The following is a 24,980-nucleotide window of genomic DNA, read 5'->3' on the forward strand; positions in this document are numbered from 1 at the left end:
GGTATGAACCGTTTTAAAAAATCAAAATATATCATTGTTCTATTTGTCGTTGTATTAGTAGTATCCGTTTTTTTAGTGACAACACAATCAAGTTCAGTTGTGACAAAAGCTGGAGATGGAATTTCATTGGTCGATAGAATAGTACAAAAGCCTTTTCAATGGCTTTCTTCCGTAAAATCTGATTTAGGTCGTTTGACCAGAACCTATAATGAGAATGAAACTCTCAAAAAAGAACTCTATCAGATGAAGAAGGAAACGAATGAAGCAGACAGTCTGAAGGAAGAAAATGAGCAACTACGTCAGTTATTGGATATGAAATCAAAATTGAATGCAACCAAGTTAATTGCTTCTGACGTTATCACGAGAACTCCGGCAACCTGGAAACAAGAGTTGACAATTGATTCAGGTTCTCAACAAGGTGTGACCAGTAATATGCTTGTGATTGCTGGTGGGGGACTGATTGGAAGCGTGGGAAAGGTTGAAGATAACTCTACTGTGGTCAACTTATTGACCAACGCGGAAAATACGGAGAAAATCTCCGTTAAAATCCAACACGGTTCTACTAGTATATATGGCATTATCATTGGGTACGACAAAGAAAAAGACTTGCTTAAAATAAGCCAGTTAAATAGTAGTAGTGATATCAGCCAAGGAGACAAGGTAGTTACAGGAGGTCTGGGCAACTTTAAAACTACAGATATTCCCGTAGGAGAGGTTGTATCAGTTACCCATAGTAGTGATTATCTAACCAGAGAAGTTATGGTCAAACTCCATGCTGATCCAATGAATCTAAAAGTCGTAGAGTTAGTGGGGAATCCATCATGAGACTGTTGAAGCAGATAGGGATGTTTTTACTCTTGCCTATAGTTGTCTTAATAGACAGTCATTTAGGGCAATTTGTAAATAGTTTTTTTCCACATTTTCAAATTGTGAGCCACTTTATCTTCATCTTCTTGTTGTTTGAAACAATAGAAGTATCTGAGTATCTGTTTTTAGCTTATTGCCTAGTTCTAGGGCTTATATACGATATTTATTTCTTCCATTTGATTGGAGTCGCTAGTCTTCTATTTGTGATTATTGGAGCAATAGTGTATAAAAGCAACTCAGTTATTTTGTCAAATAGATGGACTCGACTATTAGCTATTTTAATGATGACTTTCTCTTTTGAATTTGGTAGTTTTCTTCTAGCGCAAATGATTGGATTAACTGCTGAAAGTATAACAGTCTTTATCGTCTATGGTCTAGTTCCGTCAATGATATTAAACTGTCTCTGGATGTTAGTTTTTCAGTTTATTTTTGAAAAAATATATCTATAAGAAAGAAACAAAACTGTAATAAAGGCGTAATATTTATTAAGCCTTTTTTTGATATACTAGTATTGTCTTAAAAGAAGGAGTATTTACACTTATGAAGAAAAAAATCCTAGCATCACTTTTGTTAAGTACAGTATTGGTCTCACAAGGAGCTGTTCTTTCAAGTGTTAAAGCAAATACAACAGATGAAAAGATTGCTGCTCAAGATAGTAAAATTAGTAACTTGACAGCTCAACAGAAAGAAGCTCAAAAACAAGTAGACGAAATTCAAACTAAAGTTTCAGCTATTCAATCAGAACAAGAAAAATTACAATCTGAAAACGAAAAACTTCAAGAAGAATCAAAAAAACTTGAAGGTGAAATCGCAGAGCTTTCAAAAAATATCGTAGCACGTAACGAATCGCTTGAAAACCAAGCTCGTAGCGCACAAACGAACGGAACTGCTACAAGTTACATCAATACGATTATTAACTCTGACTCAATCACAGAAGCTATTTCTCGTGTAGCAGCTATGAGTGAAATCGTATCAGCAAACAATAAAATGTTGCAGCAACAAAAAGAAGATAAGAAAGCTATCTCTGAAAAACAAGTTGCAAACAACGAAGCAATCAATACAGTCATTGCTAACCAACAAACGCTTGCTGACGATGCTCAAGCTTTGACAACAAAACAAGCAGAATTGAAAGTAGCTGAGTTAAATCTTGCAGCTGAAAAAGCTACAGCAGAAAACGAAAAAGCTAGCTTGCTAGAGAAAAAAGCAGCAGCAGAGGCAGAAGCTAAAGCAGCAGCGGAGGCAGAAGCAGCATATAAAGCTAAACAAGCAAGTCAACAACAATCACTTGCAGCTTCAGCCAACACAACTTTTGCTGCACAAGTACAAGCAACTTCAAGTTCTTCATCATCTTCATCATCAGATGATGAATCAAGCTACACACCTGCAGCAACTACTGTAAGTCAACGACCAACTTATAGTTCAAATGCTTCAAGTTACCCTACAGGTCAATGTACATGGGGTGCTAAGACTTTGGCTCCATGGGCTGGTGATTATTGGGGTAATGGTGGTCAGTGGGCTACTAGTGCAGCAGCAGCAGGTTTCCGTACAGGTTCTACACCACAAGTTGGTGCGATTGCTTGTTGGGATGATGGTGGCTATGGACACGTAGCGGTTGTTACAGCTGTTGAATCAACAACGCGTATTCAAGTTTCAGAATGTAACTATGATGGTAGCGGAACTCAACCAATCGGAAATTATCGTGGATGGTTTAATCCTACAGCATCACGTGGTACAGTAAGATACATTTATCCAAACTAACATATTAATTATTATTAAATTTAGGGTGAGGTTTTATTAATCTCACCCTTTGTATAGTATTGATAAGAAATTTTCATCTAAATATTTTTATAATTAGAGAGTTAAATATGGATTGAAAATTATCAGATATGTAGCTAGAATAAATATGTTTATCAAACGAAATAAAAACTAGAGTTTAAGAGAGTTGGTACTGGAATTATGTTTACTTATAAAATGAATGTTGATGTTCAAGAGTGGGATTTATTTTTGAAAAATCATCCTCAAGGGAATTTATTGCAGAGTAGTGATTGGGCCAAGATAAAGGATACTTGGGGGAACGAGAGAGTTGGCTTTTATAAAGAGAATCAACTAGTTGGAGTAGCGAATATCTTAATTCAGCCTCTTCCATTAGGATTTTCCATGTTCTATATTCCAAGAGGCCCAGTTATTAATTATGAAGATAAAGAACTTCTGAAATTTGTGCTTTTAACATTGAAAAAACTTGCTAAAAAAAGCCATGCAATAATGATCAAATTTGATCCAAGTCTGTTTATCAGTCGAAGTCTTATCGACCAAGAAACTATTCAAAATTCTAAAACTTTTGAAATTGTTGAGGAATTGCAAAAAAACAAAGTTCATTGGACAGGTTTGACAAAGGATATGGCAGAAAACATACAACCTCGTTTTCAAGCTAATATTCATAAAGAAAACTTCTCGCTAGATCAACTATCCAAGTCTACTAGACAGGCAATCCGAACTGCAAGAAATAAAGGATTGGAAGTGAAATTCGGTGGACTCGACTTATTAGATGAATTTTCATTTTTAATGAAGAAAACAGAGTCTCGTAAGAATATCAGTTTACGAGGCAAAGATTATTATCAGAAGTTACTGACTACTTATCCTGATCACTCTTTTATCACACTGAGCTATTTAGATTTACCTAATAGACTGAAAGAAGTTGAGCAGCAACTCGAAAAGAATCTTAAAATAGCGCAGAAATTTACTGATAAAACGAAAGAAGGCAAAATAAAAGAGAATCAGCAAGAGAGAAAACGATTAGAGGAAGAAATTTCTTTTCTTAAGAGCCATATTGATAGAGGGGACAGTGTCGTTCCATTGTCTGGAACTTTAACCATCGAATTTGGGAAAACTTCTGAAAACTTATATGCTGGAATGAATGAGGAATTTAGACATTATCAACCTGCTATTCCTACATGGTTTGAGACTGCTCAGCATTCATTTGAACGTGGAGCAGAGACTCATAATATGGGTGGAATTGAAAATAATTTAGAGGGTGGGTTATTTAATTTTAAATCTAAGTTTAATCCCACTATCGAGGAATTTACTGGTGAGTTTAATTTCCCAACTAGCTCATTGTATTTCTTGTTTAATATAGCCTATAAAATCCGGAAGAAACTTCGAAGTAGCAAGTAGAAAGTCAAAGACTTATTGGCAAGTTTAATCTTTAGTAATTGTTTTTTTGATAACATAGAGTATGAAGATATGACACTTGCTATCAAAAAATATAAAGTAGATTCTTTCATATCAAAATATTTAAGTTATCAACTCGAAATATTTTGTATTTATCTGAATCTCAACATAAGCGGTTATTGCACATTTAGCAGTAACAATTTATGTTGGGATGTTTTTTTATTTAAAGTTAATAAATTTTTTTAAAATTTCTGTTGGGAAGTTAGGTTATGAAGGAAAAACTAGCAAAATTACTTGAAAAAAAGGCTCAACTATGATACAATGTAACTTGTCGTGTAAACGATAATACTCATTCTTGATGAATTGTGAAGCTGTTGCCTTCGGGTCGTTTTGCAAGCTGAAATCAAGAAGAGGAAAAAAACAAAAAGGAGAAATACTCATGGCAGTAATTTCAATGAAACAACTTCTTGAGGCTGGTGTACACTTTGGTCACCAAACTCGTCGCTGGAACCCTAAGATGGCTAAGTACATCTTCACTGAACGTAACGGAATCCACGTTATCGACTTGCAACAAACTGTAAAATACGCTGACCAAGCATACGACTTCATGCGTGATGCTGCAGCTAATGATGCAGTTGTATTGTTTGTTGGTACTAAGAAACAAGCAGCTGACGCAGTTGCTGAAGAAGCAGTACGTTCAGGTCAATACTTCATCAACCACCGTTGGTTGGGTGGAACTCTTACAAACTGGGGAACAATCCAAAAACGTATCGCTCGTTTGAAAGAAATCAAACGTATGGAAGAAGATGGAACTTTTGAAGTTCTTCCTAAGAAAGAAGTTGCACTTCTTAACAAACAACGTGCACGTCTTGAAAAATTCTTGGGTGGTATCGAAGATATGCCTCGTATTCCAGATGTAATGTACGTAGTTGACCCACATAAAGAGCAAATCGCTGTTAAAGAAGCTAAAAAATTGGGAATCCCAGTTGTAGCGATGGTTGACACAAACACAGATCCAGACGATATCGATGTAATCATCCCAGCTAACGATGACGCTATCCGCGCAGTTAAGTTGATTACAGCTAAATTGGCAGACGCTATCATCGAAGGTCGCCAAGGTGAAGATGCTGTTGCAGCAGTTGAAGCAGAATTTGCAGCTTCAGAAGCTCAAGCAGACTCAATCGAAGAAATCGTTGAAGTTGTAGAAGGCGACAACGCTTAATTCATATAAATAGTAATTACCTAGGAGGGCGGGGCTTAGCCCGGCTCTCCTATTTTTAAAAAATATAGGAGAATCAAAATGGCAGAAATTACAGCTAAACTTGTTAAAGAGTTGCGTGAAAAATCTGGTGCTGGTGTTATGGACGCTAAAAAAGCATTGGTTGAAGTTGAAGGCGATATCGAAAAAGCGATCGAATTGCTTCGCGAAAAAGGTATGGCAAAAGCAGCTAAGAAAGCTGACCGTGTTGCTGCAGAAGGTTTGACTGGTGTTTATGTTGACGGTAACGTTGCAGCAGTTGTTGAAGTAAATGCTGAAACTGACTTCGTTGCGAAAAACGCTCAATTTGTTGAGTTGGTAAACGCAACAGCTAAAGCGATCGCAGAAGGAAAACCAGCTAACAACGAAGAAGCTCTTGCTTTGACAATGCCTTCAGGTGAAACTCTTGAAGCGGCTTATGTGTCTGCAACAGCAACTATCGGAGAAAAAATCTCATTCCGTCGCTTTGCTTTGATTGAAAAAACAGATGCACAACACTTCGGAGCATACCAACACAACGGTGGACGTATCGGTGTTATCTCTGTAATCGAAGGTGGAGATGAAGCACTTGCTAAACAAATTTCAATGCACATCGCTGCTATGAAACCAACAGTTCTTTCATACAAAGAATTGGATGAGCAATTTGTTAAAGATGAGTTGGCACAATTGAATCACGTTATCGATCAAGATAACGAAAGCCGTGCTATGGTTGGTAAACCAGCTCTTCCACACTTGAAATATGGATCAAAAGCTCAATTAACTGATGAAGTGATTGCTCAAGCTGAAGCTGATATTAAAGCTGAGTTGGCTGCAGAAGGCAAACCAGAAAAAATCTGGGATAAAATCATCCCAGGTAAAATGGATCGTTTCTTGCTTGACAACACTAAAGTTGACCAAGCATACACACTTCTTGCACAAGTTTACATCATGGATGACAGCAAGACAGTTGAAGCTTACCTTGAATCAGTTAACGCTTCAGTAGTTGAGTTCGCTCGCTTTGAAGTTGGTGAAGGTATCGAAAAAGCTGCAAACGACTTTGAAGCAGAAGTTGCAGCTACAATGGCAGCAGCCTTGAATAACTAATAAAAAAGTAAGGAAGCTAATTTGCTTCCTTTTCTTTTGTTAGAGGGGATTCATAGGAATCCTTTTTTTATTTTAAACGGTAAACAAAAAGCCCTATACAAGGGCTTAGTGTATTTAGGAGACTACACTTCGAATTCATAGAGTGCTGTAGATAGGTAACGTTCTCCGTTATCTGGTGCAAGCGCAAGGACTTTTTTACCTGCTCCAAGTTTTTTAGCGACTTCAATTGCTGCATAGATAGCTGCTGCAGAAGAAATACCGACTAAGAATCCTTCTTTTCCACCGATTTCACGGCCAAGTGCAAGAGCATTATCTGATGTTACACGAACGATACCATCGTAAGCTTTTGTATCAAGTGTATCTGGAATGAATCCAGCAGAGATACCTTGAATTTTGTGAGGACCTGGCTTTTCACCAGACAAGATAGCTGACTCGTTTGCCTCAACAGCAAAAACTTGAATGTTTGAGTTAGCAGTTTTAAGAGCATGAGAAACACCAGAAATAGTTCCTCCAGTACCAACACCGGCAACAAAGGCGTCTAAACCATCAGCTCCGAAATCAGCTAGAATTTCAGCTCCTGTTGTTCTTTCGTGAACTTCTGGGTTAGCTTGGTTATTAAACTGTAATGGTAGGAAACCATCACGCTCAGCAGCAATTTCCTGCGCTTTTGCAATCGCACCTTTCATTCCTTCGCTACCAGGAGTGAGGACTAGTTCAGCTCCATAAGCTTGGATAATTTTACGACGTTCCACGCTCATTGTTTCAGGCATAACGATAACAACTTTATAGCCTTTAGCGGCACCAACCCATGAGAGACCAATACCAGTGTTCCCACTAGTTGCTTCTACAATGGTAGAACCTGGTTTCAATTTACCTTCTTGTTCTGCTTTTTCAATCATGCTTAGGGCGATACGGTCCTTAACTGACGATCCTGGGTTAAAAGCTTCAAGTTTTACATAAACATCTGCTGCACCTTCTGGTACAATGTTATTCAATTTAACAATCGGTGTTCTACCGATGAGTTCTGTGATATTGTTATAAATTGCCATATTAGCACCTCTTTATATAAGATGCTACTAGTATAACGCTAACTTTAACTTTTGTAAAATATAGAAATCCTATCGGAGTGATAGGATTTTTTTATATCAGTGATTCAAACCATTCATATTCAAACGATTATGATAAGCTAAGTCAAATAGATAGGTGTAAAGAGGTACAATATCAGTTTTCTTTGGAAATTCAAATTTGTGAGAATTAAAATGCTCATTGTGAGATTTTAAAAAGGCATTTTCTAAATAAGTAATCGTAATCTCACTATCATCAATCCCAAGTCCAGCAGTTTCCATTTCAACATTGACAATGTTCATGAGGAAAATTGATTTGATAGACATCTTCCGTCCGGTTGCCCCTTGTTTATCTGTAAAGATGATTCGGATATTTGTAAAGATAATTGAGTCACGAATGAGTTTATATCCGCTTTGAATTTCTTCATTTTCTAATAAATATTGTCCAAACTCCTTGGTAAGAGCTTCTTTACTTTGCTCACTGAAGTTTCCAGCGAGTCCCTGAATTAATCTTCCAAAAGCCATATGATATTTCCTTTCTTTACGATAGGTTTACAGGTACTTCAACTTCACGTAAACCTTTGTCAGTTAGAGTAACTTTTCCATTGAAAAATTCAATGAGATCAGCCTTGATACCTTCTTTCTTTTCTTTATCAATGAAAATCATAGTGTCAACTTGATCTGTAAAGTTTGTCTCTAATTCTATGAGATTATGCTCTTTAAGAAAATTCCCATATTCTTGATACTGGGCATAGGACATGTGAATTTGGATCCCTGCCTGTTCTTTAATTTCAATAATGCCAATTTCCTTAACTGCTAGGGCAACACTACCAGCATAAGCGCGAATCAAACCACCAGCCCCTAGTTTGATACCACCAAAATAACGAGTAACTACAACACAGACATTAGTAAGGTTGTGATTCTCCAGAACTCCTAGCATAGGAACGCCAGCAGTCCCACTAGGTTCTCCATCATCACTAGTTCGCTTGATTTCACTACGCTCACCGACAATAAAAGCAGAGCAGTTGTGGGTAGCTTTATAGTGTTCTTTTTTAATAGTTGTGATAAAATCACGAGCCTCTTCCTCACTATAGACACGTTTGGCATGACAGATAAAGCGTGATTTTTTGATTTCTTCTTGGACTTGTCCGTCCTCTTTTATAGTTCTGTATTCCATATTTTTATTGTACTAAAAAATAGCGTAAAGTTCTACATTTTACGAATAAAGAAATATGAAAGTAAATCCAAATTATCTCGGTCGCCTTTTTACCGAGCAAGAATTAAGTCATGAGGAGAGACAACAAGCAAAACAAATTCCATCCATGAAAAAAGAAAAGGGGCAACTATCTTGTCAGCGTTGTGGTAGTCAGATAGAAGAAGAATGGCATTTGCCTATTGGTGCTTTTTATTGTCGAGAATGCTTGATTATGAAGCGAATAAGAAGTGATCAAAAACTCTATTACTTTCCGCAAGAAAGGTTTCCACAGCAAGATGTACTAAAATGGTCAGGTCAACTGACTCCATTTCAAGAGCGGGTATCACAAGGACTCCTTCAGGCGGTAGATAAGAAGGAGGCCACCTTGGTACATGCAGTGACAGGAGCTGGTAAGACAGAGATGATCTACCAAGTTGTCGCTAAGGTGATTGATCAAGGTGGAGCTGTTTGTTTGGCCAGTCCAAGGATAGATGTTTGCTTAGAGCTACATAAACGACTACAAAATGATTTTTCATGTGAGATTGCACTATTACATGGGGAGTCGGATCCCTATTTTCGTACACCTTTAGTTGTAGCAACCACTCACCAACTACTAAAATTTTATCAAGCTTTTGATTTATTGATTGTGGATGAAGTGGATGCCTTTCCTTATGTTGATAATCCAGTGCTTTACCATGCTGTCAACAATTGTGTAAAGGAGACCGGATTGAGAATATTTTTAACAGCAACTTCAACTGATGAGTTAGATAGAAAAGTTAAACAAGGGGAGTTAAAGCGTCTTAGTTTACCTCGTCGTTTTCATGGAAATCCTCTCATTGTTCCCAAGCCAATCTGGTTATCGCATTTTAATAGATATTTAGAAAAAAATGGCTTACCTCCAAAATTAAAACTTTACATTGAGAAACAGAGAAAGACAGCCTATCCCTTACTAATCTTTGCATCTGAAATAAAAAAGGGGGAAAAGCTAAAAGAAATTTTGCAGGAGAAGTTTCCGAATGAGAAGATAGGATTTGTATCTTCAATCACAGAAGACCGATTAGAGCAGGTACAAGCCTTTCGAGATGGAGAGTTGACGATATTAATAAGCACAACTATATTAGAGCGTGGAGTTACCTTCCCTCGTGTAGATGTTTTTGTGGTGGAAGCCAATCATCAACTCTTTACCAAGTCAAGTTTAGTACAAATTGGTGGGCGAGTTGGAAGAAGCATGGATCGTCCTACTGGAGAATTGATATTTTTCCATGACGGACTCAATCTGTCCATTAAGAAAGCCATAAAGGAGATTAAGCAAATGAATCAGGAGGCAGGAGTATGAAGTGTTTATTGTGTGGTAAAAGGTTGCAAACAGAGATAACCTTTACTAACCTGCTCTGTTTTAAAAAGGAGGAGGAACTAGTCTGTGAATCCTGTATTTCGTCTTTCGAGAGCATTGGTGGTAATCATTGTCCTACTTGTTTTAAAAAAGGAATGTCAATCATCTGTCAAGATTGTCAATTTTGGTGTAAAAAAGGTGTAAAGGTTGATCATGTGGCTCTTTATTCCTATAATCAGGCTATGAAAGAATATTTTAGTCGCTATAAATTTGATGGTGATTATCTTCTTAGAAAGGTATTTTCTGAGATATTGCAAAAAGAGTTAAAGAAGTATAAGGACTATCAGATTGTGATTGTTCCTCTGAGTGACCATCGTTTAAAAAGCAGAGGCTTTAATCAAGTTGAAGGTTTGATAAAGGATACTGGGTTAGCATATCTGGATATTTTGGTTAAAAAAGAAGTGGAGGCTAGTTCTTCAAAAAATCGATCGGATCGCTTACTTGCAGAATTTCCCTTTTTGCTGAAAGATGGCGTGAAGCTTCCAGAAAATATCTTACTATTTGATGATATTTATACGACTGGTACCACGCTGAATCGTCTTAAAAGTATGCTATTAGAGGCTGGTTGTCAGAATATTAAAACTTTTTCCCTCGCAAGATGAGGAAAAAGTTTGCAAAAAAAATATGAAAGCGTTATAATATAATTAGAAAAACAAATATGTTTAGAAAGAAGGTACTTATATGATTAAATATAGTATCCGTGGTGAAAACCTAGAAGTAACAGAAGCAATTCGTGATTATGTAGTTTCTAAACTCGAAAAGATCGAAAAATACTTCCAAGCAGACCAAGAATTGGATGCGCGTGTTAACTTGAAAGTTTACCGCGAAAAGACTGCTAAAGTAGAAGTAACCATTCCGCTTGGATCTATTACTCTTCGTGCAGAAGATATTTCTCAAGATATGTACGGTTCTATTGATTTGGTGACAGATAAGATTGAGCGTCAGATTCGTAAAAACAAAACTAAAATTGAACGTAAGAACAGAAATAAAGTATCAACAAGTCAACTCTTTACAGATGCTTTAGTTGAGGACTTAGATGTAGCACAACCAAAAGTTGTTCGTTCAAAACAAATTGATTTGAAACCAATGGATTTGGAAGAAGCTATCCTACAAATGGATTTATTGGGACATGACTTCTTCATCTATGTAGATGTTGAAGATGAAACAACAAATGTTATTTATCGTCGTGAAGATGGAGACATTGGTCTTCTAGAAGTTAAATAATCAAAAAAATTAGTCTGTAAAAGTGGTTTACACTAGTGTAAACCACTTTTTAGTTTGGACATTTTACTCTTGATTGACTTTAGGGCTACCTCTTTAAAAGTCGCATTTTGGCTACATTTATGGTATAATAATGCGCAAGAGGTTTGTAATGAAAAAAAATGAAATAAATCCCTTTTTTATGTATCTGATTGCTATAGTAACCTTTACGATTATGACCATTTTGATTGTGTTAGTAAAGGATAATCTTATCACTATAGCAAGTCTATTTTTAATTATCGTATTCTATGTTCTGCTATTTAATTTCCAGAAAAAATATTACAAAAAAACAGATATCGAGCAAATCCAGTATGTCAATCATCAGGCTACGGATAGTTTGAGTGCCCTCCTAGAGCAAATGCCTGTCGGGGTTGTTAAATTAAACATGGACAGCAGTGAGATTGAATGGTTCAATCCCTATGCGGAATTAATTTTAACAACTGAGGATGGAGAAATTGATTTTCCTCAATTTCAAAAGATTTTAAAGAGTTCGATTTCTTCCCCAGGGGCTTATGCCATTGTTGGGGAGAAACGTTATGCAGTGCATTTAGATAGAAATTCAGGTGTCTTATACTTTTTTGATGTTTCTGGTGAGTATGAGGCTACTGCTGAGCTTGTGACAAGTAGACCGGTAATCGGGATTATCTCAGTTGATAACTATGATGATTTGGAAAATGAAACGTCTGAATCAGACATTAGTCATATTAATAGCTTTGTTGCAAATTTTGTTTCAGAATTTGCTGGGAAACATGCCATGTTTTCTCGTAGAGTGAGTATGGATCGGTTTTATCTATTTACTGACTACACTGTACTTGATCACTTGATGCAGGATAAGTTTTCTGTTATTGATACCTTTCGTGAGGAAGCTAAGCAACGGAATTTACCACTAACGATGAGTATAGGAGTTTCCTATGGTGATGGGAATCACGACCAGATTGGGAAGGTTGCTCTCCTCAATCTCAACTTAGCCGAAGTTCGTGGTGGTGACCAAGTAGTTGTAAAAGAGAATGATGAAACCAAAAATCCAATCTACTTTGGAGGCGGTTCAGCAGCATCTGTTAAACGAACTCGGACACGAACTCGTGCTATGATGACAGCTATCTCAGATAAACTTAAAAGTGTCGATCGAGTTTTTGTTGTTGGTCACAAGAATCTTGACATGGATGCTCTTGGTTCAGCAGTTGGAATGCAGTTGTTTTCGAGTAATGTACTAGAAGATAGTTATGTGGTTTATGATCCTACACAGCTGTCTCCAGATATCGCTCGAGCGATCAATTATTTGGAAGATGAGGGTGTTTCAAAACTTCTTCCTTTAAATCAAGCGATGACAATGGTTACCAAACGCTCCTTACTGGTGATGGTTGACCATTCTAAGACAGCTTTAACCTTATCCAAAGAGTTTTATGACTTGTTTACCCAGACGATTGTCATTGACCATCATCGTCGTGACCAAGATTTTCCAGATAATTCGGTCATTACCTATATCGAGAGTGGAGCTAGTAGTGCTAGTGAACTAGTAACAGAATTGATTCAATTTCAAAACTCTAAGAAGAAACGTTTGAGTCGTATTCAGGCTAGTGTTCTTATGGGAGGGATGATGCTGGATACTAAAAATTTCACCTCTCGGGTAACTAGTCGAACTTTTGATGTTGCAAGTTATCTCAGAACGAGAGGGAGTGATAGCATTGTCATTCAGGAAATTTCGGCCACTGATTTTGAAGAATATCGATTGGTAAATGAACTCATTTTGCAGGGGCAAATGGTACAGCCATCAATCCTGGTTGCTCAAGCTTTGGAGGATAAAGAGTACGATACGGTTGTTATTAGTAAGGCTGCTGATGCTATGCTTGCCATGTCTGGTATAGAGGCCAGCTTTGTAGTTGCTAAGAATAGTCAAGGAGCAATCTCCATTTCTGCGCGAAGCAGAAGTAAGATCAATGTCCAGCGAATTATGGAAGAGTTAGGTGGCGGTGGTCACTTTAACTTAGCTGCGGCACGTTTGACAGATATGAGCCTGCAAGAAGCAGGAAATAAACTGAAAACAGTTATTTTTAATGAAACAAAAGAAAAGGAGTCAGAAGAATGAAAGTAATCTTTTTAGCAGATGTTAAAGGTAAAGGGAAAAAAGGTGAAATTAAAGAAGTACCAACTGGATATGCACAAAACTTTTTAATTAAGAAAAACCTTGCTAAGGAAGCTACAGCTCAAGCCATTGGTGAGTTGCGTGGTAAGCAAAAATCAGAAGAAAAAGCACATGCAGAGATGCTTGCAGAAGCGAAGGAAATTAAAGCAAAACTGGAAGCAGAAGAAACAATCGTTGAGTTTGTCGAAAAAGTTGGTCCAGACGGACGAACTTTTGGGTCAATTACTAACAAGAAGATTGCAGAAGAATTGCAAAAACAATTTGGTATTAAAATTGATAAACGCCACATTCAAGTTCAATCACCAATTCGAGCAGTTGGTTTGATTGATGTTCCGGTTAAGATTTATCAAGATGTAACAAGTGTAATCAATCTTCGTGTCAAGGAAGCTTAATTTACGATTGGTTGACAATATTGTAAAAGGAAGGAAAGTCTGATGGCAGAAGTTGAAGAACTGCGTGTTCAGCCTCAAGATATCCTGGCAGAACAATCTGTTTTAGGAGCTATTTTTATTGATGAGACTAAACTCGTTTTTGTCCGAGAATATATCGATTCACAGGACTTCTTTAAGTATGCTCACCGTTTGATTTTTCAGGCTATGGTTGATTTATCTGATCGTGGAGATGCTATTGATGCAACCACAGTTCGGACGATACTAGATAGTCAGGGTGATTTACAAACTATTGGAGGCTTGTCTTATCTGGTTGAGATTGTCAATTCGGTGCCAACCTCTGCCAATGCGGAATACTATGCTAAAATTGTAGCAGAAAAGGCTATGCTTCGACGTCTAATTGCTAAGTTGACAGAGTCTGTAAACCTAGCCTATGAAGCTTCTCAACCTGCGGACGAAATTATCGCTCGTGCAGAAAAAGGTTTGATTGACGTTAGTGAGAATGCCAATCGAAATGGCTTTAAAAATATTCGCGATGTATTGAATATCAACTTTGGGAATTTAGAAGCTCGTTCGCAACAGACTTCAGATATCACGGGTATTGCGACAGGTTATCGAGATTTAGATCACATGACGACAGGTCTGCATGAGGAAGAATTGATTATTTTGGCAGCTCGTCCTGCGGTTGGTAAGACAGCCTTTGCTTTGAATATTGCGCAAAATATCGGAACCAAATTAGACAAGACAGTTGCTATTTTCTCTCTGGAAATGGGTGCTGAAAGTTTGGTCGATCGTATGCTGGCTGCGGAAGGCTTGGTAGAGTCGCATTCTATCCGTACAGGTCAATTGACCGAGGAAGAATGGCGCAAGTATACGATTGCTCAGGGTAATCTGGCTAATGCAAGTATCTACATTGATGATACACCAGGGATTCGGATCACAGAAATTCGCTCTCGTTCCCGTAAACTGGCTCAAGAAACAGGTAATCTAGGCTTGATTTTGATTGACTATCTTCAACTTATCACAGGGACTGGTCGAGAAAATCGTCAACAAGAAGTATCTGAGATTTCCCGTCAGTTGAAAATCCTAGCAAAAGAACTCAAAGTTCCAGTTATAGCTCTTAGTCAGCTTTCTCGTGGTGTAGAGCAACGTCAAGATAAGAGACCAGTTTTGTCTGATATTCGTGAATCTGGATCTATTGAGCAGGATGCTGATATCGTAGCCTTTCTCTATCGTGATGACTATTATGAGCGCGGTGGTGAAGAGGAGGAAGGAATTCCAAATAATAAAGTAGAAGTGATTATCGAGAAAAACCGTAGCGGTGCTCGCGGAACGGTAGAATTGATTTTCCAAAAAGAATATAATAAATTTTCAAGTATTTCGAAGATGGAGGAACCAAGATGACAGACGCATTTACAGATGTGGCTAAAATGAAAAAAATTAAAGAAGAGATTAAGGCGCATGAGGGACAAGTGGTGGAAATGACCTTAGAAAATGGCCGTAAACGCCAAAAGAATCGTTTGGGAAAACTAATTGAGGTTTATCCATCGCTCTTCATCGTTGAGTTTGGAAATGTTGAAGGAGACAAACAGGCTAATGTCTATGTTGAATCTTTCACCTATTCAGATATTTTGACAGAAAAGAACTTAATTCATTATTTGGATTAAGGATAATCATGAAAGTGAGAAGATTTCTCACTTTTTTTATTTTCTTTCGAATGATATAGATGAGGTCAACCTCAAAAATCTAATTATTTGAAGGAGAATGAATGACATTTACTAAAGCAGGACATAAAAAGGGAACTTTTCTCAGAAAGACAGCTGTAGGATCAGCTTCACTATTACTAGCAGGAGCTTTTTTATTTGGTGGAGGAACTGTTCATGCCAACCAGGCAAACAATGGATCACAGGCACGTGGAGATGATTATCCCTATTATTATAAAAATGGAAGTCAAAAAATTGATAAGTGGCGCATGTACTCAGGACAGTGTACCTCTTTTGCTGCTTTTCGTTTAAGTAGTGTCAATGGTTTTGAGCTACCAGCTGCTTATGGGAATGCCAATCAATGGGGTTATCGAGCCCAAAAAGAAGGATATCGTGTGGACCAGCAACCAGCAATTGGTGCGATTGCTTGGAGTACAAGAGGGCAATATGGTCACGTAGCTTGGGTATCTAACGTGATTGGAGACATGATTGAAATTGAGGAGTACAATTACGATTATACAGAAACGTATCATCGTAGAATTGTAAAGGCGAGTTCTATGACTGGTTTTATTCACTTTAAAGATGTTGGGAATGCTAGTGTAGGGCCTCATCAGTCTCTACTAGCTTTCAGTGGAACTCATCACTTCACAGAAAAATCAGCTATTATGGATCAGCCGACACTGACAGCTACTGTCATTGATTACTACGAAGCTGGAATGAGTGTTCATTATGATCAAACCTTTGAAAAAGAAGGCTATAAATGGATTAGTTATATTTCACGAAGTGGAAACAGACGCTATATCCCCTTAACTAAAACAGGCAGCTCTAAAAATGGTTGGGAAAAAGAGGGAACAAGTTGGTACTACTATGACAATGGTCAAAAAGCAGTCGGTTGGAAGAAGATAAATGGGAATTGGTATCATTTGCAAGCTGATGGTAGAATGACGACAGGCTGGTTAAAAGAAGGTTCGAATTGGTATTACTTGAAGTCATCTGGTGAAATGCAGACAGGTTGGTTAAAGGATAAGGGCATTTGGTATTATCTGGAAAGTTCTGGAGCTATGAAAACCAGTCAGTGGTTCCAGGTTTCAGGAAAACATTACTATGTAAATGCATCTGGAGAATTGGCAGTAAATACTACTATCGATGGATTTCAAGTTGATGGTGATGGAGTTCGAGTAGAAAAACCAGCCTCATAAGTGTTATTCAGCATTTGGGCTCTTCCTAATGGTATTTTTCCCTGCTTTCCTTTATAATGGGTGTATGGACAAGAAAAAATTATTACTAATTGACGGTTCTTCAGTTGCTTTCCGAGCATTTTTTGCCCTTTATCAGCAACTAGATCGTTTTAAAAATGACAATGGACTACATACCAATGCAATCTATGGTTTTCATTTGATGCTAAATCACCTGTTGGAGCGTGTTCAACCGAGTCATATCTTGGTTGCTTTTGATGCGGGTAAAACGACTTTCCGTACAGAGATGTATGCTGATTATAAGGGTGGTCGTGCTAAGACTCCAGATGAGTTTCGCGAGCAATTCCCTTTTATTCGTGAGTTGCTAGATCATCTTGGGATTCGTCATTATGAGTTAGACCAGTATGAGGCGGATGATATCATTGGTACCTTGGGTCGTTTGGCTGAAAAGGATTCATTTGATGTAACTATCGTCAGTGGAGACAAGGACTTGATCCAGTTGACAGATGAACATACAGTGGTTGAGATTTCTAAGAAAGGTGTAGCTGAGTTTGAGGCATTTACACCAGAATATCTCATGGAAAAGATGGGCCTCACACCAACTCAGTTCATTGATCTTAAAGCCCTCATGGGAGATAAGTCAGATAATATCCCTGGTGTAACTAAGATTGGTGAAAAGACGGGTATCAAGCTCTTGTTAGAACATGGCTCGCTCGAAGGTATTTATGAAAATATCGATGGGATGAAGGCTTCTAAGATGAAGGAAAATCTCATCAATGATAAGGAGCAAGCCTTTCTGTCTAAAACACTGGCAACGATTGATACGAAAGCACCGATTGAGATTGGACTGGATGATTTGGTTTATAGCGGTCCAGATGTGGAAAATCTTGGGAAATTCTATGATGAGATGGGCTTTAAACAACTCAAGCAAGCCTTGAATGCTTCTCAGACTAACCAAGCTGAGACTTTGAATTTCACTATGGTGGATAAAGTGAGTCAAGATATGCTGAGTGAAGACTCCATCTTCCACTTTGAACTCTTTGGAGAAAACTACCATACAGATGACTTGATTGGCTTTGCCTGGTCTTGCGGAGACAAACTCTACGCCACAGACAATCTTGAACTTTTGCAAGACCCGATTTTCAAGGACTTTTTAGAAAAAACAGCTCTGAAAGTGTATGATTTTAAGAAAGCAAAAGTTCTCTTAAATCGCTTTGGCTTGAATTTGCAGGCTCCTGCTTTTGACAGTCGTTTGGCCAAATACCTTCTCTCTACTGTCGAGAATAATGAAATTTCAACTATTTCTAGTCTCTATGGTCAAACTTACCTAGTCGATGATGAAACCTTCTACGGTAAGGGTGTCAAGAAAGCTATCCCTGAGCGAGAGAAATTCTTGGAACACTTAGCTCGTAAGGTTGCTGTATTGGTTGAGACAGAGCCTGTCTTACTTGAAAAATTAAGCGAAAACGGACAACTTGACCTTCTTTATGACATGGAGCAACCTCTAGCCTTTGTCCTTGCTAAGATGGAAATAGCTGGGATCAAGGTCAAAAAAGAAACACTTCTTGAGATGCAGGCTGAAAATGAGCTTGTCATTGAAAAGCTGACGCAAGAGATTTATGAGTTGGCTGGTGAGGAGTTTAATATCAACTCACCTAAGCAATTGGGCGTCCTTCTTTTTGAAAAACTAGGTCTCCCTCTCGAATATACCAAGAAAACCAAGACGGGCTACTCGACAGCCGTGGATGTATTGGAGCGTCTAGCTCCTATTGCACCAATCGTCAAGAAAATTCTCGATTACCGTCAGATTGCTAAGATTCAATCCACTTATGTGATTGGTTTGCAGGACTGGATTTTAGCTGATGGTAAGATTCACACGCGCTATGTGCAAGATTTGACTCAGACAGGTCGTCTGTCTAGTGTCGATCCAAACTTGCAAAATATCCCTGTTCGTTTGGAACAAGGGCGCCTCATTCGTAAGGCTTTCGTGCCAGAATGGGAGGACAGTGTCCTTCTCAGCTCGGACTATTCACAGATTGAGTTGCGCGTTTTGGCACATATCTCTAAAGATGAGCACTTGATTAAGGCTTTCCAAGAAGGAGCTGACATCCATACCTCGACAGCCATGCGGGTCTTTGGAATTGAACGACCTGAGGATGTAACTCCAAACGACCGTCGCAATGCCAAGGCTGTGAACTTTGGAGTGGTTTACGGAATTTCAGACTTTGGTTTATCTAATAATCTGGGCATCAGTCGTAAAGAGGCTAAAGCCTACATTGATACCTACTTTGAACGCTTCCCAGGTATTAAAAACTACATGGATGAAGTGGTGCGTGAAGCGCGTGATAAGGGTTATGTAGAGACTCTCTTCAAACGTCGTCGTGAGTTGCCAGATATCAATTCGCGCAACTTTAACATTCGTGGTTTTGCGGAACGTACAGCCATCAACTCACCTATCCAAGGATCGGCTGCAGATATTCTCAAAATCGCTATGATTCAGCTGGATAAAGCATTGGTAGAGGGTGGTTATCAGACTAAGATGCTTCTACAAGTACACGATGAAATTGTTCTTGAAGTTCCTAAGTCAGAATTAGCTGCCATCAAAAAACTCGTCAAGCAAACCATGGAAGAAGCTATTCAACTCAGTGTGCCCCTCATTGCTGATGAAAATGAAGGCGTAACTTGGTATGAAGCCAAGTAGAAAATAGACTATTAAACAAAAAGAAATCCCCTTGAACAGTAACGTTTAAGGGGATTTTTGCTGATAAAATTCTTGCAAGCAGAGATAAAAGCGATTTTATCTAGCTAGTAGTAGAATTTATTTGATTTGTTTCTTTTGTTCTTTTTTGGCAAGTACTGGTAGAATCACACCTAATCCAATAAGAATAATTGGAGTCAAGATGTTTGTAAGAAGAGAGAATTGCCAAGCAGTTGGATTCTCAGCGTAGTTAATTTTTGGAACCATACCAAGGATACAAGCAAAGGCAGTAAAGAGGAAGCACCAAGTACCGATAATAAAGCCAAACTTAGGATTGTTCACAAACTTGTATTCGGCATTTTTGTATGTTTTCCAAGCACGGTTGAGCATCATGTAGGCAAGGAATACCCAGAGGTAACGCATTGGCATTACGATAGAATTGAGGTTGGTCATCCATTTTACAAGTCCGTCAATTTCTTGAATACCAAAAATTGGAAGGATGATGATAAGGCTAACGAGGACACCTGTAAGAAGGTAGCCGTTAATGAGGACACCTTTTTCAGTACGTTTGCGAAGCCAGCTTGGGATGTAGTTTTCATCAGCGTTATTGAGAAGGATTTGCAATGGTGCGTCAATAGAGAAGGCAAGTGCAGCGATTTGTCCGACCATGTTTGTAAGAGCGTAGATCACGACAAAGAGGTTTCCAACTCCCCAAGAATTTCCTAACATTTGGAAGGCTTGATAAGCACCATTACGCATGAGGTCTTCAGGGATGTTATTGCCATCAAATAGCATTCCCATGGCAACTGATCCGAGGATAGCAGAGAGCCCCACCATGATGGCCATGACAATCATACCTTTTGGAAATTCTTTTGCAGGGTTGCGGGTTTGATTAACATAAGGGGAAATTTTTTCACAACCACCAACTGCAAAGACTAGTAGTGAAATCGTTGTAAAATAAGAAAAATCAAAGTTTGGAATGTAGGTGCTCAGTTGATCCATGTGCGGTGTCGCAAATTGGATGTCTGGTTTAATGAAAGGCAGACCGACAGCCAAAAGCACAAAGAGTAAAGACATAATCAACATAGCACTTCCTGCCAAGCTACCAATGACTTTTAGAGTTGCCAATCCCTTTGTAGAAAGGTAGAGGAAAAGTCCAAAGATTAGCAAGCAGAGAATAACGATCCAGTGGATGTCGATTTGTTTAAGGAATTGTCCGTTACCTTGCAAGGCCCAACCAAGCGGAATTAGAATTCCTTGAGGTTTTTGTGCGAGATAAGGGATGTGCACAACCCAGTAGGTCCAAGCAGCAAAGTAGGCTAAACGTTTGGTTGATGTTTTTTCAACCCAGTCACTAACACCACTTCCACTTTCCTTAAAGGTAGAACCTAGTTGTCCAACGATGAGGGAATAAGGGATGAAGTAGAGTGCGAGGATTAAAATCCAAGATACGACGACTGAAATTCCCTGTTGAGAATAGTTGTTGACGACGTTTCCTAGCCCCCAAACCATGTTGAAGGCAATCAGAGAAACCATCAGCCAATTAAGTTGGTGTTGATCTTTTTTCATAATGTCTCCTTTTCTATTAGTTTCAGTATATCATGTTTTTTTGAAAGCGCCTAACAAAATTCGAAATTTCCTATAAAAAATGTAGGGGGGATTTATCAGATGGAGTTTGTACTTGAGTAAAAGTTATACACAATCTGTGGATAACTTTGTGAAATAAACAATTGTTTTCCAAATGTTAGTTTAGAAAAAAGAGATAGAATGTATGAGTTGGGTACTAAGCTAGTCAGTTATAAAGACTGATAGGACAGGATATTGAGGGTGTTTTAGTTTAGGATGTCAAAAAAATGGTTGAGAGAAATCGTTTGGAAGTCTATGAAATTGATTTGAAAGTTATGCACAACCTGTGGATAACTTTGTGGAAGATTTACTATTAATCAGAAAATCCCCCTGTACATGACAAAGGGATTTGAACTATTAGTGATTTGGTAACCAGCTGAGGGTAAAGTCGAGAGATTGGGCGTTTAGCAAATCCTGGTGACCAATACTCTGAACTTCTTTTCCGTCAAGATGACAGTCTTGTACAAAGTGGAAGTGTTCATGATTTTGCTGAGTACGAACATCCAACCACTGGTCTTTTTCTGCAAGATAGACACGAAGGTGATCAAAGAGCGGAATTCCAAGATCATAGCTTGCTTTTCCTGGGCAGGTTGGATAAAGCCCAAGAGTGGACCAGACATACCAAGCCGATAAACTGCCGTTATCCTCATCTCCTGGATAAGCATCCCAGCCAGCTCGAAAGGCTTTTTGACGGAGAGTCTTGATTAAGAGACTGGTATATTGGGGATAATTACTGTAGCGGAACAGATAAGGGATGTGGAAGCTTGGTTGGTTTGAAATGGCTAGTTGACCAAAAGGTGCTGTTGCCATTTCGCTCATCTCGTGAATTTCATATCCATAACCCGTCGTTTCAAAGAGTGGGAGACTTTGACAAGCTTTTAAGAGATAATTGCTAAAGGCTTCTTTCCCACCCATTAGTTGACTAAGTCCAGAAATATCGTGTAAGACACCGAGACTGGCTTGGATGGCTGAACACTCAGCATAATCACGGCCCCAACTGTAAGGAGAAAAGTCAGGACGGAAGTTACCATCTACATCACGCGCCCTCATATAACCTGTCTCAGGGTCAAATAGGTTTTGATAGTTCTTAGAATATTGAGTATAGGTCTGAGCTAGCTCTGCTTGATCTAATTTTGCTGCGCAAGTAGAGATACAAAAATCACTGTAAGCATAGTCTAGTGTGTGACTGACACTTTCGTGGTGGTCTGTGGATAGATATCCTAGCTTTTGGTATTGTTCCAGGCCGTGTCGTCCGTTGATAGCTTTTGGATCTGCATTGGTTGCAGTTTCAATCATGGCTTTAAGAAATTCTTCTTCAAGATCAGGTGCCATGCCTTTACAAGCACTATCGGCAATAAGACCATCAATCAAGGTGCCAGGCATCATGCCTCTTTCATCAGGGGCAAGCCACTTAGGGAGGTATCCGGTGTTACGGTAGCTATTGAGGAAGCCTTCGAGAAACTGACGATAGTGCTCTGGAATAATCAAGGCAAAGAGTGGGAATGACGTGCGGAAGGTATCCCAAAAACCATTGTTGGTAAAGAGAAGACCTGGTTTAACTGTTCCTGAAGCGAGGTCCATATGGATGCTTTCACCCTGCTCAGTTACCTCATAAAATGTTTGCGGGAAGAGGAAAAGCCTGTAGAGGCAGTGGTCAAAAAATGTTCGGTTTACTGGACCAGTTTCCACGACATCAAATCGTCCTAGAAGATCTTCCCAACTTGCTTTGGCAACTGCTTTTGTTTCTTCAAAATCCTGTTCAGGGAGATTAAAGAGGGCCTGTTCTTTGGAAATAAAGGAAGTTGCTAGTTGAACTTGAGCATCCGATTCGTCTAAGTCAATTCGCCAGTCCTGTCCCTCTTGCGTAATAGAAAGGATTTCTACAGAAAATGCGAGTGCAGCATACATGACGAGAGGACTTTTATTGGTTTCGGTTTCACCTTCTTGTCTCAGGGTCATAGTTCGCTTATCGACTTGTTCAACTGTCAGTTCATCTGCTGCGTGAAGATAGAGGGAGAGGGCTTTTCCTTGTATCTGTCTTAGTTGAATAGAAGCTCCATAGCAAGTAGGACTTAGCTGCGTTTCAATCTGATAACGCTCAGAAAAAATCTTTAAAAAATGAGGATTAAAAATAGCACGTTCAAGATTATAAGAAGATTGACGATGAAAGAGAGTATCGCCGCTGATTTCTCCTGTAATTGGTGTCAGCAAGAGCCAAGAGTAGTCGCCAATCCAAGGGCTAGGTTGGTGGGTTAGTCGAATACCCTGAAAGATAGGAAGATGGGAATCAAAGAACCAAGATCCTTCCTGGTCACTAGTTTGGAGGACAAAATAATTCATGCCAAAAGGAACACCTGTGTAGGGTAGGGTGTTTCCTCGTGAAAATGCATGTTTACTGGCTGTTCCAAAACGCGTATCAATGGATTCAAGTATAGGTTTCATAGTAATCCCTTCAGTAGTTTTCTACATTATATCAGAAAAAGGAGACTTTTAGAAAGCGACTTCAAAATATAACAATTTTGTAGAATAATGACTAACATTTGTGTATATATTTTCTGGACTAAAAGCTATATACTGAAAATGAAAATCTGTTTGAAAGAGGCAAAATAGTTTATGGTTTATTCAAAAGAAATTGTCAGAGAGTGGCTAGATGAGGTAGCAGAGCGTGCCAAGGAGCATCCTGAGTGGGTTGATGTCTTTGAACGTTGCTACACAGACACTTTAGACAATACAGTTGAGATTTTAGAAGATGGTTCGACCTTTGTACTGACGGGAGATATCCCAGCTATGTGGCTTCGTGACTCAACTGCTCAGCTGAGACCTTACCTCCATGTGACTAAAAGAGACCCTCGTTTGCGTCAAACCATTGCAGGTTTGGTCAAACGTCAGATGACTTTGATTCTCAAAGATCCCTATGCCAACTCCTTCAACATTGAAGAGAACTGGAAGGGGCACCACGAGACAGACCATACAGACCTCAATGGCTGGATTTGGGAGCGCAAGTATGAAGTGGATTCGCTTTGCTACCCCTTGCAGTTGGCTTATCTTCTCTGGAAAGAAACAGGAGAAACTAGTCAATTTGATGAAACCTTTGTTACAGCGACTAAGGAAATCCTTCATCTCTGGACGGTGGAACAAGATCATAAGAACTCGCCTTATCGCTTCGTCCGTGATACCGATCGTAAGGAAGATACCTTGGTAAATGACGGCTTTGGTCCTGACTTTGCCGTGACAGGGATGACCTGGTCAGCCTTCCGTCCAAGTGATGACTGCTGTCAGTACAGCTACTTGATTCCATCAAATATGTTTGCAGTGGTTGTCTTAGGTTATGTCCAAGAAATCTTTGCAGAATTGAATCTAGCTGATAGCAAGAGCATCATTGCTGATGCCAAACGACTCCAAGCTGAGATTCAAGAAGGAATTGAGAACTACGCCTACACTACAAACAGTAAGGGCGAGAAAATCTATGCCTTTGAGGTAGACGGTTTAGGAAATGCTAGTATCATGGATGATCCAAACGTGCCAAGCTTATTGGCGGCTCCGTATCTGGGTTACTGTGATGTTAACGATGAAGTGTATCAAGCAACTCGTCGCACTATCCTGAGCCCTGAAAATCCATATTTCTACCAAGGAGAGTACGCAAGTGGACTCGGAAGTTCACATACCTTCTACCGTTATATCTGGCCGATTGCTCTATCTATCCAAGGATTGACAACGACGGATAAGGCAGAGAAGAAATTCTTGCTAGATCAGTTGGTTGCCTGTGATGGTGGAACAGGTGTGATGCACGAAAGCTTCCACGTAGACGACCCGACACTCTACTCACGCGAATGGTTCTCATGGGCCAACATGATGTTCTGCGAATTAGTCTTGGATTACTTGGATATTCGCTAATGAGCTTTTGCTCGACAGATTCTTCTAAAGAATCACAAATATA

Annotated in this window: 21 protein-coding genes; 16 read left to right on the plus strand and 5 right to left on the minus strand. The window is 38.9% G+C overall.

What is annotated here, in order from left to right:
* The first annotated feature begins 3 nt into the window (after positions 1–3).
* The 6 genes from mreC to tsf all read left to right on the plus strand — a co-directional run bounded on the left by mreC (position 4) and on the right by tsf (position 6,376).
* Positions 4–825 carry a rod shape-determining protein MreC gene (gene mreC / locus TZ96_RS00195; RefSeq protein ID WP_045762420.1) on the plus strand — a complete coding sequence of 274 codons (822 nt, stop codon included), beginning with the start codon at positions 4–6 and terminating at the stop codon, positions 823–825.
* Positions 822–1,316, plus strand: a complete 495-nt coding sequence (gene mreD, locus TZ96_RS00200; protein WP_045762421.1) for a rod shape-determining protein MreD — start codon at positions 822–824, stop codon at positions 1,314–1,316. Before mreC ends, mreD begins: the two co-directional genes overlap by 4 nt.
* 91 nt (positions 1,317–1,407) lie before the next feature.
* Positions 1,408–2,625 carry a peptidoglycan hydrolase PcsB gene (pcsB, locus tag TZ96_RS00205; RefSeq protein ID WP_045762422.1) on the plus strand — a complete coding sequence of 406 codons (1,218 nt, stop codon included), beginning with the start codon at positions 1,408–1,410 and terminating at the stop codon, positions 2,623–2,625.
* 198 nt (positions 2,626–2,823) lie between these two features.
* Positions 2,824–4,038: an aminoacyltransferase gene (locus TZ96_RS00210; RefSeq protein WP_045762423.1), complete on the plus strand. Its 1,215-nt coding sequence runs from the start codon at positions 2,824–2,826 to the stop codon at positions 4,036–4,038.
* Between the two features lie 436 nt (positions 4,039–4,474).
* Positions 4,475–5,257, plus strand: coding sequence for a 30S ribosomal protein S2 (rpsB, locus tag TZ96_RS00215; protein ID WP_000268462.1), 783 nt, complete (start codon positions 4,475–4,477; stop codon positions 5,255–5,257).
* Between the two features lie 78 nt (positions 5,258–5,335).
* The gene (tsf, locus tag TZ96_RS00220; RefSeq protein WP_000808094.1) at positions 5,336–6,376 is read left to right on the plus strand and encodes a translation elongation factor Ts; all 1,041 of its coding nucleotides are present in this window, start codon (positions 5,336–5,338) and stop codon (positions 6,374–6,376) included.
* A gap of 122 nt (positions 6,377–6,498) precedes the next feature.
* Here tsf and cysK read toward each other — a convergent pair whose 3' ends face one another.
* The 3 genes from cysK to TZ96_RS00235 form a co-directional block, all read right to left on the minus strand.
* A complete protein-coding gene (gene cysK / locus TZ96_RS00225; protein WP_045762424.1) occupies positions 6,499–7,425 on the minus strand; it encodes a cysteine synthase A in 927 nt (308 codons plus the stop codon).
* Between the two features lie 96 nt (positions 7,426–7,521).
* On the minus strand, positions 7,522–7,965 hold the full coding sequence (locus tag TZ96_RS00230) for a PH domain-containing protein (protein WP_045762425.1): 444 nt from the start codon (positions 7,963–7,965) through the stop codon (positions 7,522–7,524).
* Positions 7,966–7,981: 16 nt separating this feature from the next.
* A complete protein-coding gene (locus TZ96_RS00235) occupies positions 7,982–8,617 on the minus strand; it encodes a YigZ family protein (RefSeq protein WP_045762426.1) in 636 nt (211 codons plus the stop codon).
* Positions 8,618–8,672: 55 nt separating this feature from the next.
* Here TZ96_RS00235 and TZ96_RS00240 point away from each other — a divergent pair, with 55 nt between their 5' ends.
* From TZ96_RS00240 to polA, 9 genes are all read left to right on the plus strand, one after another.
* On the plus strand, positions 8,673–9,971 hold the full coding sequence (locus TZ96_RS00240) for a DEAD/DEAH box helicase (RefSeq protein WP_045762427.1): 1,299 nt from the start codon (positions 8,673–8,675) through the stop codon (positions 9,969–9,971).
* Positions 9,968–10,630 (plus strand): ComF family protein, encoded by a 663-nt coding sequence (locus TZ96_RS00245; protein WP_045762428.1) that lies wholly within the window; start codon positions 9,968–9,970, stop codon positions 10,628–10,630. The genes TZ96_RS00240 and TZ96_RS00245 overlap by 4 nt, the downstream gene beginning before the upstream one ends.
* Positions 10,631–10,709: 79 nt before the next feature.
* Positions 10,710–11,252: a ribosome hibernation-promoting factor, HPF/YfiA family gene (gene hpf, locus TZ96_RS00250; protein WP_045762429.1), complete on the plus strand. Its 543-nt coding sequence runs from the start codon at positions 10,710–10,712 to the stop codon at positions 11,250–11,252.
* A gap of 148 nt (positions 11,253–11,400) precedes the next feature.
* Positions 11,401–13,374: a DHH family phosphoesterase gene (locus tag TZ96_RS00255; RefSeq protein WP_045762430.1), complete on the plus strand. Its 1,974-nt coding sequence runs from the start codon at positions 11,401–11,403 to the stop codon at positions 13,372–13,374.
* Positions 13,371–13,823, plus strand: coding sequence for a 50S ribosomal protein L9 (gene rplI, locus TZ96_RS00260; protein WP_000864204.1), 453 nt, complete (start codon positions 13,371–13,373; stop codon positions 13,821–13,823). The genes TZ96_RS00255 and rplI overlap by 4 nt, the downstream gene beginning before the upstream one ends.
* A 42-nt stretch (positions 13,824–13,865) precedes the next feature.
* Positions 13,866–15,224 (plus strand): replicative DNA helicase, encoded by a 1,359-nt coding sequence (gene dnaB / locus TZ96_RS00265; protein ID WP_000852500.1) that lies wholly within the window; start codon positions 13,866–13,868, stop codon positions 15,222–15,224.
* A complete protein-coding gene (locus TZ96_RS00270; RefSeq protein WP_000128621.1) occupies positions 15,221–15,487 on the plus strand; it encodes a Veg family protein in 267 nt (88 codons plus the stop codon). The genes dnaB and TZ96_RS00270 overlap by 4 nt, the downstream gene beginning before the upstream one ends.
* 101 nt (positions 15,488–15,588) lie before the next feature.
* Entirely contained in the window at positions 15,589–16,722 is a 1,134-nt protein-coding gene (locus tag TZ96_RS00275) for an N-acetylmuramoyl-L-alanine amidase family protein (RefSeq protein ID WP_045762431.1), read from the plus strand.
* 64 nt (positions 16,723–16,786) lie between these two features.
* Positions 16,787–19,420, plus strand: a complete 2,634-nt coding sequence (gene polA / locus TZ96_RS00280; protein WP_045762432.1) for a DNA polymerase I — start codon at positions 16,787–16,789, stop codon at positions 19,418–19,420.
* A 117-nt stretch (positions 19,421–19,537) separates the two neighbouring features.
* Here the strand turns inward: polA and TZ96_RS00285 are convergent, their stop codons facing one another.
* Complete coding sequence (locus TZ96_RS00285; protein ID WP_045762433.1) at positions 19,538–20,986, minus strand: APC family permease; 1,449 nt, start codon at positions 20,984–20,986, stop codon at positions 19,538–19,540.
* Positions 20,987–21,400: 414 nt separating this feature from the next.
* Positions 21,401–23,485, minus strand: a complete 2,085-nt coding sequence (locus tag TZ96_RS00290; protein ID WP_045762434.1) for a GH92 family glycosyl hydrolase — start codon at positions 23,483–23,485, stop codon at positions 21,401–21,403.
* A 171-nt stretch (positions 23,486–23,656) separates the two neighbouring features.
* Here TZ96_RS00290 and TZ96_RS00295 point away from each other — a divergent pair, with 171 nt between their 5' ends.
* Positions 23,657–24,937 carry a glycoside hydrolase family 125 protein gene (locus TZ96_RS00295; RefSeq protein ID WP_045762435.1) on the plus strand — a complete coding sequence of 427 codons (1,281 nt, stop codon included), beginning with the start codon at positions 23,657–23,659 and terminating at the stop codon, positions 24,935–24,937.
* The last annotated feature ends 43 nt before the right edge of the window (positions 24,938–24,980 follow it).

Origin of the sequence: Streptococcus infantis (assembly GCF_000963255.1) — a bacterium.
Taxonomy (GTDB): domain Bacteria; phylum Bacillota; class Bacilli; order Lactobacillales; family Streptococcaceae; genus Streptococcus; species Streptococcus nidrosiense.

Excerpts from the sequence above, each read along its gene's own strand:
- TZ96_RS00270 (WP_000128621.1), top strand. The coding sequence starts at position 15,221 with ATGACAGACGCATTTACAGATGTGGCTAAAATGAAAAAAATTAAAGAA.
- cysK (WP_045762424.1), bottom strand. The coding sequence starts at position 7,425 with ATGGCAATTTATAACAATATCACAGAACTCATCGGTAGAACACCGATT.
- mreD (WP_045762421.1), top strand. The coding sequence starts at position 822 with ATGAGACTGTTGAAGCAGATAGGGATGTTTTTACTCTTGCCTATAGTT.
- TZ96_RS00295 (WP_045762435.1), top strand. The coding sequence starts at position 23,657 with ATGGTTTATTCAAAAGAAATTGTCAGAGAGTGGCTAGATGAGGTAGCA.
- TZ96_RS00235 (WP_045762426.1), bottom strand. The coding sequence starts at position 8,617 with ATGGAATACAGAACTATAAAAGAGGACGGACAAGTCCAAGAAGAAATC.
- pcsB (WP_045762422.1), top strand. The coding sequence starts at position 1,408 with ATGAAGAAAAAAATCCTAGCATCACTTTTGTTAAGTACAGTATTGGTC.
- polA (WP_045762432.1), top strand. The coding sequence starts at position 16,787 with ATGGACAAGAAAAAATTATTACTAATTGACGGTTCTTCAGTTGCTTTC.
- mreC (WP_045762420.1), top strand. The coding sequence starts at position 4 with ATGAACCGTTTTAAAAAATCAAAATATATCATTGTTCTATTTGTCGTT.
- rpsB (WP_000268462.1), top strand. The coding sequence starts at position 4,475 with ATGGCAGTAATTTCAATGAAACAACTTCTTGAGGCTGGTGTACACTTT.
- TZ96_RS00290 (WP_045762434.1), bottom strand. The coding sequence starts at position 23,485 with ATGAAACCTATACTTGAATCCATTGATACGCGTTTTGGAACAGCCAGT.
- TZ96_RS00210 (WP_045762423.1), top strand. The coding sequence starts at position 2,824 with ATGTTTACTTATAAAATGAATGTTGATGTTCAAGAGTGGGATTTATTT.
- TZ96_RS00285 (WP_045762433.1), bottom strand. The coding sequence starts at position 20,986 with ATGAAAAAAGATCAACACCAACTTAATTGGCTGATGGTTTCTCTGATT.
- tsf (WP_000808094.1), top strand. The coding sequence starts at position 5,336 with ATGGCAGAAATTACAGCTAAACTTGTTAAAGAGTTGCGTGAAAAATCT.
- hpf (WP_045762429.1), top strand. The coding sequence starts at position 10,710 with ATGATTAAATATAGTATCCGTGGTGAAAACCTAGAAGTAACAGAAGCA.
- dnaB (WP_000852500.1), top strand. The coding sequence starts at position 13,866 with ATGGCAGAAGTTGAAGAACTGCGTGTTCAGCCTCAAGATATCCTGGCA.
- TZ96_RS00240 (WP_045762427.1), top strand. The coding sequence starts at position 8,673 with ATGAAAGTAAATCCAAATTATCTCGGTCGCCTTTTTACCGAGCAAGAA.
- TZ96_RS00230 (WP_045762425.1), bottom strand. The coding sequence starts at position 7,965 with ATGGCTTTTGGAAGATTAATTCAGGGACTCGCTGGAAACTTCAGTGAG.
- TZ96_RS00245 (WP_045762428.1), top strand. The coding sequence starts at position 9,968 with ATGAAGTGTTTATTGTGTGGTAAAAGGTTGCAAACAGAGATAACCTTT.
- TZ96_RS00255 (WP_045762430.1), top strand. The coding sequence starts at position 11,401 with ATGAAAAAAAATGAAATAAATCCCTTTTTTATGTATCTGATTGCTATA.
- rplI (WP_000864204.1), top strand. The coding sequence starts at position 13,371 with ATGAAAGTAATCTTTTTAGCAGATGTTAAAGGTAAAGGGAAAAAAGGT.
- TZ96_RS00275 (WP_045762431.1), top strand. The coding sequence starts at position 15,589 with ATGACATTTACTAAAGCAGGACATAAAAAGGGAACTTTTCTCAGAAAG.